At 55.9% G+C, this 17,954-nt stretch carries 15 protein-coding genes; 11 read left to right on the forward strand and 4 right to left on the reverse strand.

The window, feature by feature from the left end; genetic code table 11:
• Positions 1–3: 3 nt before the first annotated feature.
• The 3 genes from L1P08_RS14915 to L1P08_RS14925 form a co-directional block, all read right to left on the reverse strand.
• Positions 4–996, reverse strand: coding sequence for an ABC transporter permease (locus tag L1P08_RS14915; RefSeq protein WP_303617782.1), 993 nt, complete (start codon positions 994–996; stop codon positions 4–6).
• Positions 997–1,008: 12 nt separating this feature from the next.
• Positions 1,009–2,505 carry a sugar ABC transporter ATP-binding protein gene (locus L1P08_RS14920; protein WP_303617783.1) on the reverse strand — a complete coding sequence of 499 codons (1,497 nt, stop codon included), beginning with the start codon at positions 2,503–2,505 and terminating at the stop codon, positions 1,009–1,011.
• Between the two features lie 73 nt (positions 2,506–2,578).
• The gene (locus L1P08_RS14925; protein WP_303617784.1) at positions 2,579–3,550 is read right to left on the reverse strand and encodes a substrate-binding domain-containing protein; all 972 of its coding nucleotides are present in this window, start codon (positions 3,548–3,550) and stop codon (positions 2,579–2,581) included.
• A gap of 162 nt (positions 3,551–3,712) precedes the next feature.
• On the opposite strand from L1P08_RS14925, the gene dgoD reads away from it, so the two are divergent.
• From dgoD to L1P08_RS14940, 3 genes are all read left to right on the forward strand, one after another.
• Positions 3,713–4,885 (forward strand): galactonate dehydratase, encoded by a 1,173-nt coding sequence (gene dgoD / locus L1P08_RS14930; protein WP_303617785.1) that lies wholly within the window; start codon positions 3,713–3,715, stop codon positions 4,883–4,885.
• A gap of 3 nt (positions 4,886–4,888) precedes the next feature.
• Entirely contained in the window at positions 4,889–5,662 is a 774-nt protein-coding gene (locus L1P08_RS14935; RefSeq protein WP_303617786.1) for an SDR family oxidoreductase, read from the forward strand.
• A 142-nt stretch (positions 5,663–5,804) separates the two neighbouring features.
• Positions 5,805–6,554, forward strand: a complete 750-nt coding sequence (locus L1P08_RS14940; RefSeq protein WP_303617787.1) for a FadR/GntR family transcriptional regulator — start codon at positions 5,805–5,807, stop codon at positions 6,552–6,554.
• A gap of 114 nt (positions 6,555–6,668) precedes the next feature.
• Here the strand turns inward: L1P08_RS14940 and L1P08_RS14945 are convergent, their stop codons facing one another.
• Complete coding sequence (locus L1P08_RS14945; RefSeq protein WP_303617788.1) at positions 6,669–7,685, reverse strand: LacI family DNA-binding transcriptional regulator; 1,017 nt, start codon at positions 7,683–7,685, stop codon at positions 6,669–6,671.
• 269 nt (positions 7,686–7,954) lie between these two features.
• Here L1P08_RS14945 and L1P08_RS14950 point away from each other — a divergent pair, with 269 nt between their 5' ends.
• From L1P08_RS14950 to L1P08_RS14985, 8 genes are all read left to right on the forward strand, one after another.
• Entirely contained in the window at positions 7,955–9,733 is a 1,779-nt protein-coding gene (locus L1P08_RS14950; protein ID WP_303617789.1) for a heparinase II/III domain-containing protein, read from the forward strand.
• 7 nt (positions 9,734–9,740) lie between these two features.
• Positions 9,741–10,688 (forward strand): carbohydrate ABC transporter permease, encoded by a 948-nt coding sequence (locus L1P08_RS14955; RefSeq protein ID WP_303617790.1) that lies wholly within the window; start codon positions 9,741–9,743, stop codon positions 10,686–10,688.
• A gap of 14 nt (positions 10,689–10,702) precedes the next feature.
• Complete coding sequence (locus tag L1P08_RS14960) at positions 10,703–11,545, forward strand: carbohydrate ABC transporter permease (RefSeq protein WP_303619591.1); 843 nt, start codon at positions 10,703–10,705, stop codon at positions 11,543–11,545.
• Between the two features lie 2 nt (positions 11,546–11,547).
• Positions 11,548–12,720, forward strand: coding sequence for a glycoside hydrolase family 88 protein (locus L1P08_RS14965; protein WP_303617791.1), 1,173 nt, complete (start codon positions 11,548–11,550; stop codon positions 12,718–12,720).
• Positions 12,721–12,755: 35 nt separating this feature from the next.
• Positions 12,756–13,865: an ABC transporter ATP-binding protein gene (locus L1P08_RS14970; protein WP_303617792.1), complete on the forward strand. Its 1,110-nt coding sequence runs from the start codon at positions 12,756–12,758 to the stop codon at positions 13,863–13,865.
• Between the two features lie 20 nt (positions 13,866–13,885).
• The gene (locus L1P08_RS14975; protein ID WP_303617793.1) at positions 13,886–14,617 is read left to right on the forward strand and encodes a DUF624 domain-containing protein; all 732 of its coding nucleotides are present in this window, start codon (positions 13,886–13,888) and stop codon (positions 14,615–14,617) included.
• Between the two features lie 21 nt (positions 14,618–14,638).
• Positions 14,639–15,895 (forward strand): extracellular solute-binding protein, encoded by a 1,257-nt coding sequence (locus L1P08_RS14980; RefSeq protein WP_303617794.1) that lies wholly within the window; start codon positions 14,639–14,641, stop codon positions 15,893–15,895.
• 116 nt (positions 15,896–16,011) lie between these two features.
• Positions 16,012–17,763 (forward strand): DUF2264 domain-containing protein, encoded by a 1,752-nt coding sequence (locus L1P08_RS14985; RefSeq protein WP_303617795.1) that lies wholly within the window; start codon positions 16,012–16,014, stop codon positions 17,761–17,763.
• Positions 17,764–17,954 lie beyond the last annotated feature (191 nt).

A 17,954-nucleotide genomic window follows, 5' to 3' on the forward strand; every position in this document is an offset into this window, starting at 1 on the left:
ATCTTATCCCTGTTGTGCTGCGCGCTTGGCGTTGCGTTCACCAACCGCAATATTCAAGAGAACGGCCACGACGATGATGACGCCGCGGATGACTTCCTGGAAGAACGGGTTGATGCCAAGCAGTACCAGACCATTGCCGATCAATGTGATCACCATCACGCCCAGGAATGTGCCCAGCAGCGTACCGCGTCCGCCAGACAGCGCGGTGCCGCCAATAACGACCGCTGCGATCACGTCAAATTCCAGACCGGTTGCTGCACCGGCATTACCCGACCCGAGGCGGGCTGTGAGCAGGACCGCGGAGAGAGCTGCCAGCAAACCGGCAGTTGCGAACAGGATCACGCGAATGCGTTTGACGGGAATGCCGGTGAGGTGGGCGGCATTGGCATTGCCGCCGACGGCATAAACAGAACGTCCATAAACGGTTTTCTGAGCAATAAAGGCGAATATCGCAAAGACGGCCAGCATGATCCAGGCTGCAACCGGGAGGCCCAGCAATTCATCGTCAATGGCATCGAGAACGGGATTGCGCGGGAACGACACTGGCAATGCGTTTGTGAAGAACAGGGCGAGGCCGCGCAATGCACTCCACAAGCCGAGGGTGGCAACGAAGGAGGGGACGTTGAAATATCCACGTAGCACGCCCGCGATGGAACCCAGGCCGATGCCTGCTATCATCGACAAGGGGATGGCGAGGAAGATCGTTACGTCCCAACGCAGAAGAAACGCGAGAACCACCGACAGAAAAGCCACCATGGGCCCGACGCTGACATCGATTTCGCCGGCTACAATAATCAACGTGGCGCCGGCTGCGGCAATGCCGAGGGCGGCTGCGTCGCGCAGGATGTTCTGCTGATTATAGATCGACATGAAACCATGTGCGGAATTGCTGAACACCAGGTACAACAAGGCGATGACGACGAGAAGGCCGATCTCGTTGAGGTGTGAGGTGACGAAGTTGCTGAGCCGTCTGTCTTTGGCTGCTGTGTTACTCATTACGGTCTCCCATTAGTTTATTGTCGCGCTCAGCAGCTTGTCCGGATCGATGTTCGGCGCGGTGAACTCGTCCGTAAGAGTGCCATCCTTCAAAACCAGAACGCGGTCGCATACCAGCGGCAGTTCTTCCACTTCGCTGGACACAAAAATTACGGATTTTCCTTCATTCGCCAGGCCGCGTACGAGGTCGTAAATCTGGGCCTTGGCTTCCACATCAACGCCCCTTGTCGGTTCATCCAGCAAGAGAAGGTCTGCGCCGGCATAGATCCAGCGACCGATGACGATTTTTTGTTGATTACCGCCTGACAGCGTGCCGATATGAGAAGACTGGCTGGCTGTTTTTACGCTCATTTTCTCGATGATTTTGCGCGTTGCCTGCTTGATGCGGTCGGCACTGAAGATGCCGGCGGCCGATACCCTTTTCGGATCGGCCAGAACGACGTTCTCGTCCACACCGAGGCCGGGGAATATGCCGTCTTCCTTGCGACTTTCGGGGGTGATGGCAATGCCCATGCGAATCCGCCTGATGTAGCTCTCTTTAAGCGGCTTCCCGCAATAAGTCATTTCGCCGGAGGCAGGGTCGATCAGACCTGCAATGGCTGACAGTATTTCCGTGCGTCCGGACCCGAGAAGCCCGGCAATACCGAGCACTTCGCCACGCCGAACGTCAAAGGCTATATCGTGCACCTTGCCGGGGATCGACAAACCTTTGACATTGAGCACGGCATCGCCCAGTTCGGGTGAACTCATGACCGGGTTGATTTTACCGATTGCATTGCCGAGCATCATCTCCACCACCTGCTCGGTGGTTACGTCGGCGACTGTGAATGTATCGACCAGCTTGCCATCCCGCAGCACTGTTGCTGTATCGGCAATGGCACGGATTTCTTTCATGCGATGGCTGACATAGAGGATGGCGGCGCCGCGTTTGGCCATTGTGCGGATGGCGCTGAAAAGCAGTTCGACTTCTTCTGCGGCGAGCGAACTGGTAGGCTCGTCCAGTATGATGAGACGCGGTTCGCCAGCCATGGCGCGTGCGATTTCGACCATCTGACGCTTGGCGGGGCCAAGATTTCTGATGGTCTGGTGCGGGTCGAGCGGGAAATTGAGGTCTTTTACAACGGCGGCTGCACGTGCATGGAGCGCCTGCCTGTCGATATGCGTGCCGTTACGCGGCCAATTGCCCAGAAACATGTTTTCGGCCACCGTCATGTCGGGGACCAGGCTCAGCTCCTGATAGACAGGGCATACGCCTAAAGCTGCGGATTGCCGGGTTCGGTGCTCCGGATTTGCATCGAGGGCAGAGCCGTTGATCAGCACATCGCCAGCGTCGGGTGTTTCCGCGCCAGTCAAGGCTTTGATCAGCGTCGATTTGCCTGCCCCGTTCTTGCCGAGAACGGCGCGAACCTCACCAGGCTCAATAACCAGGGATACCTGGTCGAGGGCAACCACGCCAGGATAGCGCTTGGAGATGCCTGTTGCGGAGATTGCGGGAATTGCGTTTGTCACGGGCCACCTCGTGTGCAGTCAGGGGTGCACCAGCGCTGACCGCTGGTGCCCCTATGTGATGTGCTCGATACGGTTATGACAGGCCGTCGGGATGTGTTTCCAGCCATTCAGCCGCTTCATCCGTGCTTGTGTAAAGCCCGATGGGTGCCTGAACGATCAGATCAGAGCTTTCGTCGTTTACAGCTTTGAGCGCGAGGTCGAGAGCGAGAGCGCCCATTTGCTTGCCCGAGATGTCGACGACGCCTTTAAGGATCGTGTTGTCCTTGAGAGCTTCAGCGATTTCGGTGGTCATGTCGGAACCGAACACCACAACACTGCCGGTTTTGCCGCTGTTTTCAACAGCTTTGACTGCACCGAGAGTGGCACCGCCTGACTCGCCGAACAGAATGGTGACCTCAGGGTTCGCGGAAAGGATCTGCTCGCCGGTTGAGATGGCCTTGTCGAGTTCGGTGCCTTCCTGATTGGCAACAATTTCCCAACCCTCGATACCGGCAGCGCCAAGTGCTGCTTCAAAGCCTTCGCGGCGTGTCACGCAGACCTCAAACTGTTCGCAATTCACGACGCCGATCTTGGGGTTGGCGATGTTGTTTTCCTTGATATAGGCGGCTGCATGCGCACCAATCATTTCACCAAACTTGAACGGATCGCCAACAGCGTAGGCAAATACGTTTTCTTTCATGGCTTCTTCGTTGATGCAGGTGTTGTAGCAAACCACCTTGATGCCGCGTTCGCGCGCATTCTCAACGGCGCGTACCGACCCATCGGACGACACGGCTGAAATGATGATGGCGTCAACGCCAGCGGCCGTGAGCGTGTTGATGAAGGAGCTTTCCTTCGAAACATCGCCACGGGCATTGGTTTCAATGACATTGATGGGTTTTTCCAGCGCTGCTGCCCGATCGTCGAGACCGGCACGCACAGCGGCATAATAGCCCTGGGCATCGAGATAGATTGCGCCAATGGTGAGTTCTGAGTCCTGCGCCATTGCGGGTGATGCCATCAGGCTGGCGGCCAGACAAGCTGCCGCCATATTGAAAACTTTCATAAGTTCCTCCCAAGGATGTAAACAAAATCTGACTAGTTTAAAAATAGTACCTTTGCAAGAAATAAATCGTACTATATAAGAAATTTATGCGTTACGGGAGGTTGCCGGGTTTTGCGTCTGGATAAGGCGGAGATCTGGTGTTTAGGGAATTATGGTGCTGGCATGAAAATTACAAAAATCACTCCGATGGTCTGTCATGCGGGCTTGCGTAACTGGATTTTTGTGAAAGTGGAAACCGATCAACCCGGGTTGACCGGGTGGGGTGAAGCGACACTGGAATGGAAGACCCGTGCGGTGGCGGGTGCGGTGCAGGATCTCGAGCCGTTACTGCTTGGCATGGACCCCCGCGATATCGAACAGAATTATCAGCGCATGATGCGCCATGGATTTTGGCGACTGGGCGTTGTGGGGATGAGCGCCATCAGCGGTATTGAGATTGCGCTCTGGGACATATTGGGTAAATCGCTGATGAGCCCGGTTTGGCGGCTCCTGGGCGGCAAAACCCGCGAATATCTGCGCACTTATACGCATTTGGGCATGGGGGATCAGCAAGCGGTCTATAACTCGATGGATGGCGTGTCTCTTAGAGAGCATACTCAGAAGGTGCTGGAACTGGGATATGACGCAGTCAAAATCGTTTGCGTGCCCTATACGCATTACGTGTCTGAACGCAAAGCCCTGGATAATCTGGATCGCATGTTGGGCGACTTGCGCAGCACGGTTGGGGATGAGGTTGATATCATGGTGGATTTCCATGGTCGCCCGGCATCCACCGCGGCGGCGCGGGATTTGCTGCGGGTGATTGCCCCTCACGGAATCATGTTCGCTGAGGAGCCGTTGCCGCCCGAGAATATTGAAGGGCATGCCGTTTTGACTGCAGAGGGGCTGGTGCCGATCGCATCGGGCGAGCGTCTGGTGGGGCGTCGTGAATTTGAGCCAGCAATCCGGCAACGAGCCTTTGATATTGCGCAGCCGGATATTGTGCACACGGGTGGCATCTGGGAAGCGCGCAAAATTGCGGCAATGGCCGAAACCGCAGGGATTGGTCTTGCGCCGCATAATCCGCTCGGTCCAATTGCGGGCGTTGCGGCACTGCATTTCGGCATCGCCACGCCGAATGTGATTATTCAGGAAGAAATGGTGGGTGCTGTTGAGTGGTACGATGATGTGGTTCAATGGCCCATTCAACGGCAGGCAGGGCGTTGGGCCGTGCCAGAGGCGCCGGGGTTGGGTATTGATGTGGACGAGGCTGTGATCGCGGCGCATCCGTTTGAACAGGAACAGCTTGCGGCGACAGCCGCAATCGGTCCTGATGGTACAATTCTGGATTGGTAGGATATGGCACGTTTAAGCGGAAAGACAGTGATCGTCACCGGTGCTGGCCAGGGGATCGGGGCAGCTATCGCAGAATGTTTCGCGCGGGAAGGTGCGCAGGTTGCCATTTGGGAACGTTCCGAGGAAACGGGGAATGCAACTGCTGAGCGGATCGTGCGTGATGGCGGTGTGGCGCGGTTCTTTGCTTGCGATGTAACGGACAAGGTGCAGATTGCGGACGCGCTGGAGGCAAGTGTGGATGCATTCGGTCCGGCCCATATTCTGGTCAATAACGCGGGTGCCAACGTTTTTTACAAACCTTTGGAAATGCCGGATGAGGAATGGGACCGGTGTTTGCGGCTTGATCTGGAAGCCGCCTGGCTATGTGCGCGCTCGGTATTGCCTGCAATGCGCGCCGCTGGCGGCGGGAGCATCGTGAATATTGCCAGTACGCATTCATTCAAGATCATTCCGCATACCTTTCCCTATCCGGTAGCCAAACACGCCCTGATTGGGCTAACCCGGTCCCTGGCGATTGAATATGCGCGTGAGGGGATCCGGGTGAACGCCATTGCGCCGGGATATATTGAGACGCAGATTGCCCGCGATTACTGGAACAGATTCGATGACCCAGCGGCAGAGCGGCAGCGCGCCAACGATTTGCACCCGCCCGGGCGTATTGGGCAACCGGAAGAAGTGGCCAATACCGCGCTTTTCCTTGCCTCAGATGAGGCCCGGTTTATAAATGCCGAGGTGATCACAATTGATGGTGGTCGCTCTGCTCTCTACCACGAGTAATTGCGCAGGGCAGGGATTGCCGGGGTGGGTTATCCTCACTTCTTGCAGGCTTGAATTCGGGTGACGCTATCGAGACCGGTCGGGATGGTTTACAAAGAGACCAATCTGGTACGGAAGCATTGAGAACGAGGGGTTGATCCTGTTGCCGCCTGATATTCAAACCATTGTTGGCCCCCAGCGCAGTCCGGCCCGCAATGAAGGTATTCGCGAGCGTGTCACACGCGTGCTGGCCCAGCGCATTCTGGGTGGCGAGTATTTTCAGAGCAAAATCATGCCTGCTGAAGCTGAGCTGATGTCGGAGTTTGATATCAGTCGTACTGTATTGCGAGAGGCTGTGCGGACGCTGGTGGCCAAAGGCTTGCTGGAAACCCGGCAGAGAACGGGAACCATCGTGTTGCCGCGCGACCGTTGGCATTTGCTGGATCCTGACGTTTTGTCGTGGATGAGTGCGGCGGAACCAGATGCCAAGTTCATTCTCGACCTGACAGAGGCCCGGCGACTGGTTGAGCCTGCAGCTGCCGAGCTGGCGGCGCGGGTCTGTACGGCGCGTGATGTTGCCTCGATTGAAGATGCGTATCACGCGATGCGGGCCGCAGCGGTGGATGATCTGGAAGCCAGTATTGCTGCCGATCTCGATTTTCATCAGGGCATTTTGCATGCCAGTGGCAATCTGGTGTTCGCCAATCTTGGTGATGCCATCGGCGCGGCGTTGCTGGCAACATTTCGCATGACGACCAATGTGTCGGAAAATTATAGCAAATCGCTGGATGCGCATGGTCTGGTTCTGGACGCAATCCGCATGCGGCAGCCGGACAAGGCGCGGGAGCGCATGAGCAGCTTGCTCGATATTGCTTCGTCTGATCTGCGCAAGACCTTGAAGGCGCTGGGCTGATCGGCGTCAGCCTTGATTGGTTATTGCTGTTGGCAGCGCACAAGGAATACCAACCCAACATTGAAACCGGCCCGGGTCTGGCATGCGTGATCTGTCGGAATGGTCAGCAACCGGTTAGCTGATCTGCCCGGTGGAGTTGCGTGCGACCAGGCGCACAGCTGTTTCAGTGTACGTGGCTAAACTGTCCTGGGCCTTGATGCGTTCGATCAGGCGATTGACGCTGCGCGCGCCAATGTCTTCGGCTTCCACACGAATTGTGGTGAGGGGGACAGAGTTAAGGGCGGCGGTGGGGATGTCATCAAATCCGACGACCGATACATCACCTGGTACGGAAAATCCCATGCTGTTGAGTGCGGCGATTGCACCAAAGGCACAGGCGTCATTCGCGCACCAGATGGCGGTGAAGTCCAGCCCGGCTTTGTTGTTCAAACGTTCGGTGATCGCCTGATAGGTGAGGTCGGATCGAAGCGCTGCCAGCTCTACTGTCAGGTCCGGATCTTCCGTAACATCTGCCTCACGCATGGCGCGCCCTTTGCCCGCGACGCGATCGCGGATGGTGGGGCGCGGCGTATGGGTGAGGGTAAGTATGCGTTTGTGTCCAAGGTCCAGCAAATGGCGGGCGCCCAGATAACCACCAGTCCGGTTGGCGGGCGCCACAGCATCCAGCCGCATCAGCGGGTCGCGGCCATTGACGATGACGGCCGGCATGTTCTGCGTGGTGAGCAATTCAATCAGCTCTTCCTGTTGCACAGACAGGAGAAGGTAGCCTGAGGTTTCCGCACCGGAATCTATCCGCGAGGTGCCGGTTGAGTTGACCATGCTGAGTGAGAGTGTGAGGCCCAGTTCGCGTACGCGTTGCTCGATGCCACGCTGTACCGCCAGCATGTATTCACTGGCCGCATTTTCTGACAGATGCAGATCAGTGAGCACGGTTATCGGTCCGAGGCCGGGCACGGTGCTCGCATAATTCAAACGGTCAGCTGCTGATTGAATGCGGGAACGGACGTCTTTCGAAATACCCGACGCGCCGGCGAGGGCGCGCGACACGGTGCTGATGGAAACTCCGACATCATCAGCGACATCCTTCAGTGTTACGCGGGTCTGGTCTTTTCCTGTCTTTATTCCGGTCAATGCCTCATCCCGCCTATTCATTACTTGTCTCGCCGATTCAGCATGATGCCTGTTGCATGGGTACTGTCATTTGTGGCGGTTCACAAGATGCACAATTCATGCGATTTGCGCAAATTACGCAAATTTGCGCAAAATATAATAATTGCTTGACTTTGCGTCGCGGGATGTGAAAATTCAAACCTGACTTGATGCCGGACCGGGGAGGGGACGTGTCTACGAGCTCGAATCTTGCTCACGCTGCAAATGTACGGCATGGAGTCGCTGGCTGCTTGTCTGCGGTGGCCGATGATCTGTTGGCATTTGCGCCGGGGCCGGCCTATGCGGACCGAAGCTTTTGGTCCGGTATCGCGCCGGATGTGCGGGCGCGACTTGTGGCTGCTGGAGAAAGCGTTGCGCAGACAGAGTGGCCAGAACTTACCGATGCGCACTACCAGCTTTTTACCCAAACGGGTGATCGTGCCACGTTTGAAGATATCTATTTTGACCGTCGACGCCGTCTGAACCATTTGGTGTTGGCTGAGCTTTCAGAGGGCAATGGTCGCTTTATTGCGCCATTGATTGAGGGGCTATGGCTGGTGCTCGGTGAGCGTGGTTGGCAATTGCCGGCGCACAATGCCCATAGCCGAGGCGGAAAGCGGGCACCGCTCGCCGATCCCGAAAATCCCGTGATTGATTTGTTTGCTGCGGAAACCGGCGCGCAGTTGGCGGTGATTGACTATCTTCTTGGTGAACAGCTCGGTGCGGCATCGCCGCTTTTGATGCAACGGCTCGAGCGTGAACTGCAACGGCGCATTGTTCATCCCTATCTCAACCGCCATTTCTGGTGGATGGGTAACGGTGATGAGCCCATGAATAACTGGACGCCCTGGTGCACGCAGAACGTATTGTTGTGCACTTTTGTGCGTTCCACTGATCAGGCGACACGCGGGGCCGTGTTGATCAAGGCAGCGCACAGCCTTGATGCTTTTCTCAAGGATTATTCGGAAGATGGCGCCTGTGACGAAGGGCCCCTTTATTATCGTCATGCGGCATTGTGTTTTTGGGGCGCATTGCGGGTGATGGACACGGTCTCTCCAGGCGCATTCTCCCAAGTCTGGAGCGGTAAGATGATCCGCAACATGGCTGACTATCTGGTCAATGTTCATGTTGCGGATCACCACTACATTAATTTTGCAGACAGCTCGGCGGTATTGCCGCCATGTGGCGCGCGCGAGTTCTTGTTCGGGCAGGCCGTCGGGTCAGCCGGTTTGTGTGCTTTGGCGGTGGCGGATTTTTCTGTCGACCCATCGCCAGAAAATCCGAATGAAATCAATCTGTTTTATCGCTTACTTGCACTTAAAGTGGCGCCGGAAATGGCCGCTTTCGCCACGCCAGCCCCGGAACGTGAAAATATTTACTATCCGAGCTGTGGCCTGTTTGTGGCGCGGGATGAGACTTATGTGCTTGCGGTCAAAGCCGGAGACAACGGCGACGGGCATAATCACAACGATGTCGGCAGTGTCACGCTTTACAAGAATGGCCAGCCGTTGCTGATCGATGTCGGGGTGGAAACCTATAGCGCGCAAACCTTTTCCAAAGACCGGTATGATTTGTGGACGATGCAGTCCGCCTACCACAATCTGCCGAGTTTTGCGGGGATCGGCCAACGCGCCGGAGCCGAGTTTGCGGCAAGGGATGTCGTGGTCGGTTTGCAGGCGGCTCAACCTGAAATCATGATGGATATTGCCGGCGCTTATCCGGCTGAGGCCGAGGTAAAATCCTACAAGCGACATGTGCGCCTTGTGGCCGGTCATGCCGTCGAGATTGAAGACATTTATGAGGGGGTGCGCTCAGCCGAACTTTCACTTTTGGTCAAAGAGTCGCCTGAGGTGACAGCGTCCGGGTTTCAGCTGGGCAATCTGGCGCATGTCAACGTGACGGGCGGCGGTCCCTTACGGGTTGAGAAAATCGCGATCACGGATGCCCGTTTGCGCCAAGCGTGGCCCGATATAATTTTTCGCGTTTTGATTCCGATAAAGGCGAAGCGTCTCATGCTGAGAATCGAGTGAGGTCAGGATGAGCGCAAGCACGCCAGCCACTACAGCAAAGAAGACGCCGCGCGTTCAGGTTTCCCGCCGCCGTCGTCGGGTGCAGAATACGCTGATCGCCTATTCATTCATTGCGCCGAATTTTCTCGGGTTCCTGATTTTTACGCTCGGTCCGATCCTGTTTGCCTTTGCGTTGGCGTTTATGCACTGGGACGGCAACACACCCATCGAGTTTGCCGGGCTCGATCATTTCTGGAAGTTGTTTGAGGACCGCATTTTCCAGACTGCATTCTGGAATACGCTGGTCTTCACCGGGGCGTCGGTGCCGTTGACCCTGGTTTGTTCGCTTGGTTTGGCGCTGCTGCTGAACCAGAAGATTTTTGGGCGCAATTTCTTTCGTACGGTTGCCTTCTTCCCTTATGTGGCCTCGCTGGTGGCTGTTGCTGTGGTTTGGAACATGTTGTTCAACCCGGAGTACGGCCCGGTCAATATGGTGCTTTATAACCTTGGCATCGACCCTAAGGATTTGCCGCGCTGGGCCGCTGACAGGCATTGGGCCATGGCAACGATCGTCATGTTTTCCGTGTGGAAAAGCATGGGCTATTTCATGGTGATCTATCTGGCGGGTCTGCAGGGGATCAGTTCCGAGCTTTATGAAGCTGCTGATATCGACGGGGCAACGGCATGGCAGAAGTTCTGGCGCATCACCTTGCCACAGCTCGCCCCGACCACATTTTTTGTGTCGGTCATCCTCACGATCAACTCGTTCAAAGTGTTCGATCAGGTCTACATGTTGACCCAGGGCGGGCCGGGGACCTCTACCCTGGTTCTGGTTTATCACATCTACAATGAGGCGTTCATTTCCTGGGACCTGGGGTATTCCAGCATGGTGGCGCTGGTTCTCTTCATGCTGGTTCTCATGATCACCATCGTGCAGTTCCGCTGGTCGCAGCGCGGCGAGGAGGACCTGTCATGAGCTCAGCCACTACGATGCCGCTTAGGCGCCGCCGCAAACCGGTCAAATGGGGCCTTATCCTCACCTATCTGACGGTTGCGCTGGTAACCGTAACTATGCTGGCTCCGTTTGCCTGGATGCTTTCAGCCTCTCTTAAGCTCGACAGGGACGTGTTTGCCTTTCCCATCCAGTGGGTTCCAGAACAGCCGCGCTGGGAGAATTTTGTAGAAATCTGGACCAAAATTCCGCTGGGCCTGTTCGTTTACAATACGGCGAAGCTGACGGTGATTGTCACCGTGCTGCAATTGTTGACGTCCAGCTTTGCCGCCTATGCCTTTGCGAAACTGCGCTTTCCATACCGGAATGCCCTGTTTCTGGCCTATATCGCCACGATTGCGATGCCCTGGCAGGTTTATATGGTGCCGCAATTCCTGCTGATGCGGGAGCTGGGCCTGACCAATAGCCATTTGTCGCTGATCTTTTTGCAGGCCTTTACCGCTTTTGGCGTGTTTCTGATGCGCCAGTTTTACATGTCCATCCCCGATGAGTTGTGCGAGGCGGCGCGGATCGACGGGATGAGCGAATACGGTATCTGGTGGCGCATCATGTTGCCGCTTTCAATGCCGGCGCTTTCGACACTGACCATCTTCACTTTCGTGAACACCTGGAACGATTTTCTTGGGCCGCTGATCTATCTGACGCGGACTGAACTCAAGACCATTCAGATCGGTATTCGCATGTTCATTACCCAGTATGGGCAGGAATACGGGCTGATCATGGCCGCGTCTGTTGTCTCGCTTATTCCCGTTCTCATCGTGTTTTTATTGCTGCAACGCTTCTTTGTTGAAGGCATCGCCTCCACAGGTCTGAAGGGATGACTATGTCTGACGTAATAACCAGTCCTGAAATTGAAATGATTTCCGATCTGGAAGTGACGGAGGCTATAGATGCCGTGTGCGCGCAGGTCAGGCGCAACCTGACGACTTTCACCCACGCGGCACAGAACCACTCAAGCGTTGATAATTTTTATCCGGCTGTGCCCAATGATCAGTGGACTGCGGGGTTTTGGCCCGGCTCGATCTGGTTGGCATATGAAGCCACCGGGGATATTGCCTTCCGTGCTGCTGCCGAGGTGCAGGTTCAGAGCTTTTTGAAGCGAATTGAAAACCGCATTGCGACTGATCATCACGATATGGGGTTCTTATATACGCCCAGCTGCACGGCCGCCTGGAAGTTGACCGAGAACCTGGATGGCCGCTGGGCCGCGTTGCTGGCGGCGGATCAGCTGATTGAGCGTTTTCAGGAAAAAGGCCAGTTTTTGCAGGCTTGGGGGCCGATGGGCGAGCCGGGGAACTACCGCTACATCATCGATTGCCTGATGAATTTGCCGCTTCTTTACTGGGCCAGCGCAGAGACGAACAATCCGGTATACCGGGAGAAGGCTCTGGCGCATACGCGCACGACGCTTGCGCATTCCATCCGCAAAGATTTTTCGACGTATCATACTTTCTTCTTCGATCCTGAAACGGGCGCACCCGCAGGTGGCGCGACCAAGCAGGGCTATCGCGATGAGAGCGCATGGACGCGCGGGCAGGCATGGGGCATTTCCGGGCTGGCCTATTGCTATCGTTATGACCCCAACCCGCATTACATTGCCACTTTCGAGAAGCTGCTTGCCTATTATCTGGAGCGTCTGCCCGCAGATCTGGTGCCTTATTGGGATTTGACGTTTGTTGACGGTGACGAGCCCCGCGATTCATCGTCTGCCGCTGTTGTCGCCTGTGGTTTGCTGGAGATGGCAAACCATGTGGGCATCAACAGAGCTGGAGAAATGCGCGCTTTGGCGAGGCGGATGCTGGGCAGCCTCTGGCGTGATTATGCTGTGCGCGATCCGAAGGTTTCCAACGGGCTTTTGCTTCATGGCACCTATTCCAAAAAGACACCGTTCAATTCCTGCCGTGGAGAGGGTGTGAATGAGTGCGTGGCCTGGGGCGATTATTTCTACTTTGAGGGGCTGACCCGTCTGGCGCGGTCCTGGAATTCGTATTGGTAAGGCCAAACGGCAAAACGAAAGAGCGCAGAGAAAACATGGCCGGTATTTCACTTCGGAAAATTCGCAAAAGCTTTGGCGCGCTTACTGTCGTGCATGACATAGATCTGGAGATCGCGGACAAGGAATTCATCATTCTTGTGGGGCCGTCCGGCTGCGGCAAATCAACAACCCTGCGCATGATTGCCGGGCTGGAAGAGGTGACCAGAGGTGATCTGATCATTGGTGACGAGATCGTCAATGACGTCCCATCCAAGGACCGGGATATCGCCATGGTTTTCCAAAACTATGCGCTCTATCCGCATCTGACGGTTTATAAAAATATGGCCTTTGGCTTGGAATTGCGCCGGTCGCCGCGTGCGCTGATCGAGCAAAAGGTCAATGAAGCCGCGGAAATTCTCGACATCAAACATCTGCTTAACCGAAAGCCGAAAGCGCTTTCGGGCGGACAAAGACAGCGCGTGGCGCTGGGGCGGGCGATGGTGCGCAATCCAGAAGTGTTCTTGCTGGATGAACCCTTGTCCAATCTTGATGCAAAGCTGCGTTCTACGATGCGTTCGGAGATCACCAAGCTGCATCGCCGGCTGGATGCGACCTTCATCTATGTGACCCATGACCAGGTGGAAGCCATGACCATGGCGGACCGGATCGTGGTCATGCGGGACGGGCACATCATGCAGGTTGCGACCCCGCAGACGCTTTACGACAAGCCAGCGAACATGTTTGTCGCCGGGTTTATTGGTGCGCCGCCGATGAATTTTCTGACGGTCAAGATCGTCAAGACAGAAACGGGTTTTGTCGCCGATCTGGCGGGGACGAAACTGCCGCTGCCAGCAACGATCGATGACGCCGCACTTGCAGCCTATGAGGGTAGCAATTGCGTGATGGGGATCCGCCCGGAACATTTCCACGAGGCCCAGCCTGTGGACGTGGATGCCACAAAACTTGCGCCACTGGATATCGCGATTGATCTCGCTGAACCGATGGGCGCGGAGGTGCATTTAAACGGCGCCTTGCACGGCCACGATATCATCGCGCGGGTTTCCCCGCGCTGTGTCGCCAGGGCGGGTGACCGGGTTCAACTCTTCGCTGATTTTTCTGCTGCACACCTGTTTGACAAGGATACGGAACAAACCCTGACGGTTTGATCCGAAGGACAATTGGAAGCATGAACTGGCTTTATAATTTCTATTTCCGCGAAGGGCCGGGCATCCCCAAGGATGCCCCGCGTCCGACTGGCTGGCGCTTGCTGGCCACGACGTTTGGGCGGGAGTGGTGGGAATTGTTGAAGCTCAATCTGCTTTTCGTCGCTGTTGCCTTGCCGCTTGTCACTTTGCCCGCCGCGTATTTTGCGATGACGGCGGTGACGGTATCGATGCTGGAAGACCGCAATGTCTATTTGTGGCGCGATTTCTGGACCGCGTCTCGAACGCGGTGGCGTCAGAGCAGCCTCATGGGGTTCGGGCTGATTGGTGCGATGATGCTGGCGGGGTTTGCCGTGCGTGCTTATGCGTTGGCGGCGCAGGGCAATCTGTTGTTTACGGGGCCACTGGCCATCGCTGTTTGCGCGTTGGTGCTGTTGCCATTGTTCGGGATGCATGTGTTCACAGCCATGGCGCTGGTTCCGAAAACCCCGTTGGGTGCGGTGATGAAAGCTGCCGCCATCGGGCTGCTGGCGCGCCCCTTGCCCGGCCTGATGATGTGCGTACCCATCAGCCTGCTCTGGCTCGCCCACATACTTTTCTATCCGGCGTCGGCTTTTTTGCCGGTCCTGATCAATTTCTCCCTTGGCGCACTGCTCACGGGTTTTGCCGTGCTTAAGGGGGTTCGATTCGGTCTCTCGCATAGTCAAATTCGGGCATCAGACCCACCGGGAGAACCGGATGTTTTGTCTGCATAATTTTTAAATGGAGGAGATACTATGACAAAGATTAGACTGATAAAATTACTTGCCCTTGCGGCCACCGGACTGGCCCTTGTTCAGGGGCAGGCGATGGCCGAGACGGTTGTGAACTGGGCGGTTTGGGACTTTGAGAAAACTGCCTATTACAAGCCGCTCATCGAGGCGTTTGAGGCGTCGCATCCCGATATCAAGATCGAATATACCGATCTTGGATCGTCTGAATATAATCAGATGGTGATGACCCAGTTGACTGGCGGTGGGGATGATCTCGACATCATCTCGATCAAGGACATTCCCGGTTACGCCCAGATGGTCAATACGGGTCGCTTGATGAACCTGACTGAACTCGGGGTTGTGCCTGAGGATACGTCGGGCTTTGGGGGGCTTATTGGAGCCCTCAATGTCAATGACGGGGTTTTCGGACTGCCTTTCCGTACGGATTTCTGGATCGTTTATTACAACAAGGCTCCGTTTGATGCCGCCGGTCTCGATTATCCGACGAACGACATGACCTGGGCTGAATTTGACGATCTGGCCCGCAAGGTTACCCAAGGGTTTGGGCAGGACAAGGTCTATGGCTCGCACCTGCATACCTGGCGTTCAACGGTTCAGCTTCCGGCCATTCAGAGCGGAGAAACCACACTTGTTTCCAAGGATTACAGCTTCTTAAAGCCTTGGTATGAGCGGGCAATCTCTTTGCAAAATGACGGGATCATCCGGTCTTATTCTTCGCTGAAAACATCTCAGACGCATTATTCGGGACCGTGGTTTGCCGGCCAGATTGCGATGCTGCCCATGGGCTCGTGGTTTATCGGTACACAGATTGCCAAGCAGGCTACCGGTGAATCAACGGTCACCGATTGGGGGCTTGTGCGTTTTCCGCATCCGGAAGGCGTAGAGGCGGGGGCTACATCAGGCCAGGTCACTTCGGTGGGGATCAACGTCAATTCCACCAAGGTTGATGCATCCAAGGAATTTGTCTCCTGGATCGCGGGTCCTGAAGCTGCCTCGATCATAGCCGGTACTGGCACAATTCCGGCCCTGCGCGATGATTCCGTGATCGGTAAAATCACCTCTACACCGGGTTTTCCTGCTGACGCTGAGAGTGCTGTCGCCCTGACGACTACGGCGGCCTATCTTGAAATGCCGGTTAATCTGAAAGCGGCAGAATATGAGCTAGTGCTGAACCGCGTGCATGATGAAATCATGACCGATAATATTTCGATCGATGATGGCATCAAGCAGATCAATGAAGATGTCGCTGACATCGACTAAATATCATCAAGGGGCGGCAATGAAGCCGCCCCTTTTTTCTTACCGGAAGTCATGTGACCTATAATCCGTTTTCCCAAAACCCGCTGCGATCCCGTGCTGATGTACAGCGGGCGGTGATGGAACTTTTTGAGCCGCTATTGCCTCATTTCTCGCCCTCAGGTGCGCGGGTGCGATTGAGTGCGATGTCCGCACATTTTGATACGGCGGCGGCCGAGCTTGAAGGGTTTGCGCGACCGCTTTGGGGTATTGTTCCGTTAGTGGCCGGAGGTGGCCAATTCGCGCATTGGGATATGCTTCGACGGGGGCTGGACAATGGAACCAACCCCGCACATCCAGATTACTGGGGCGATGTTGGTGCTATCGATCAAAGACAAGTGGAGATGGCGGCGATTGGCTATGCGCTGCGTTTGGCGCGGGCCGATATTTGGGATCCGCTGGACGACGAGGCGAAACAGCGTGTTTCTCAATATTTGCTGTCGGCCCGGGACAAGGCCTACGTCAATAGCAACTGGAAGTTCTTCCGCATTCTGGTCGACATCGGGCTGCGTCATTGCGGTGTTGCCGTGGATGCGGCCAGCCATGACAGCTATCTTGAAGACATAGACGGCTTTTATATGGATGCGGGTTGGTATCGCGATGGGCCAATTCGTTCCGCGGACCACTATATTCCGTTCGCGTTTCACTATTACGGGTTGCTCTATTCGGTGCTTGCGGGCGATGCATCGCGTGGGGCCATCTATCGTGCCCGCGCCGAGACCTTTGCGCAAACGGTGCAGCATTGGTATGCCGCAGATGGCGCAGCGCTGCCTTTCGGACGCAGTCTGACTTATCGATTTGCCCATGCCGGTTTTTGGGGCGCGCTGGCTTTTGCCAATCTTGAGGCGCTGCCCTGGGGCCTGATCAAAGGCTATTACCTGCGTAATCTCCGCTGGTGGGCGGGGCAGCCGATGTTCGAGCGCGACGGGGTATTGTCGGTGGGCTATGCGTATCCCAACCTTCTGCTGAGCGAGGGCTATAATTCTGCTGCATCACCCTATTGGGCCATGAAGGCGTTTCTACCGCTCGCCCTGCCTGACGATCATCCGTTCTGGACTGCGGAAGAAGTCATGCCGACGCGGGAGACGACACCTGTTGTTTTAACTGAACCCGGCATGGTCATGCAGCACCTGCCAGGTCATTCTGTGGCACTCACGTCAGGGCAGTATTACGCCCGCTGGCGCGGTACTGCCGAGAAGTATGCAAAGTTTGCCTATTCCACCCGATACGGTTTTTCGGTTGAGGCCAATGATCGGCATTTTGACAGCGCTGCCTGCGATAACGCGCTGGCATTTTCGGTTGATGGGCAGCATTTCAACGCACGAGAAGAATGTGAGAAAGCGGAAATTGCTGACGATATCCTTTGTTCGGAATGGCGGATTTTCGATTCTATCAAGGTGACCAGCTGGATCATACCGCAGGGTCTTTGGCATTATCGCGTGCATGAAATTGTAACGGACAAGGCAGTTCGGATCTGCGAAGGCGGGTTTGGGGTTGCCAAGCCAGAGTTCAAGGCATGGGAGGAGACCGCCGAGACTAATTTGGCCGAGGTGCGCACGCATGCCGATGTGAGCACGATAGTTGGATATGACGGGCGAGCAGGCGGCGTGCTCAGCCCGTTCAGCAACACAAATGTGATGTTCGGGCGGACGTTGGTGCCTCAATTGCGTGATGCGCTTGCCCCCGGCCGACACATTCTTTGCAGCGCGATTTATGCAGGGCCGGGGGGAGATCAAAAGCAGCTGGCTGCGCCGCCACCACCGCCAAGCACCGATGCTCTAAGGGCGTTGTTTAAGGCACGGGGCTTGCGGGTTCCTGTCCACGCGAAATAAGCTCGGGCATGGTCTTCTGCCAACAAGGTGTGGAGTTTGTGAGAAGTGGGCCGCTGGTGGCCATGCCGGCACAGATAACCTACATGTGTTCTTGTTCAGGTCAGTGTTGGGTGCAGGCTGATCTGTCAATGGACGGCAGCTAGGTCGACCTTCGTTCTTGAAATTTGTGTTGGTATGGCCCCCTGAGGGCA

The organism is Mariluticola halotolerans, from assembly GCF_021611515.1.
GTDB lineage: Bacteria > Pseudomonadota > Alphaproteobacteria > Rhizobiales > Devosiaceae > Mariluticola > Mariluticola halotolerans.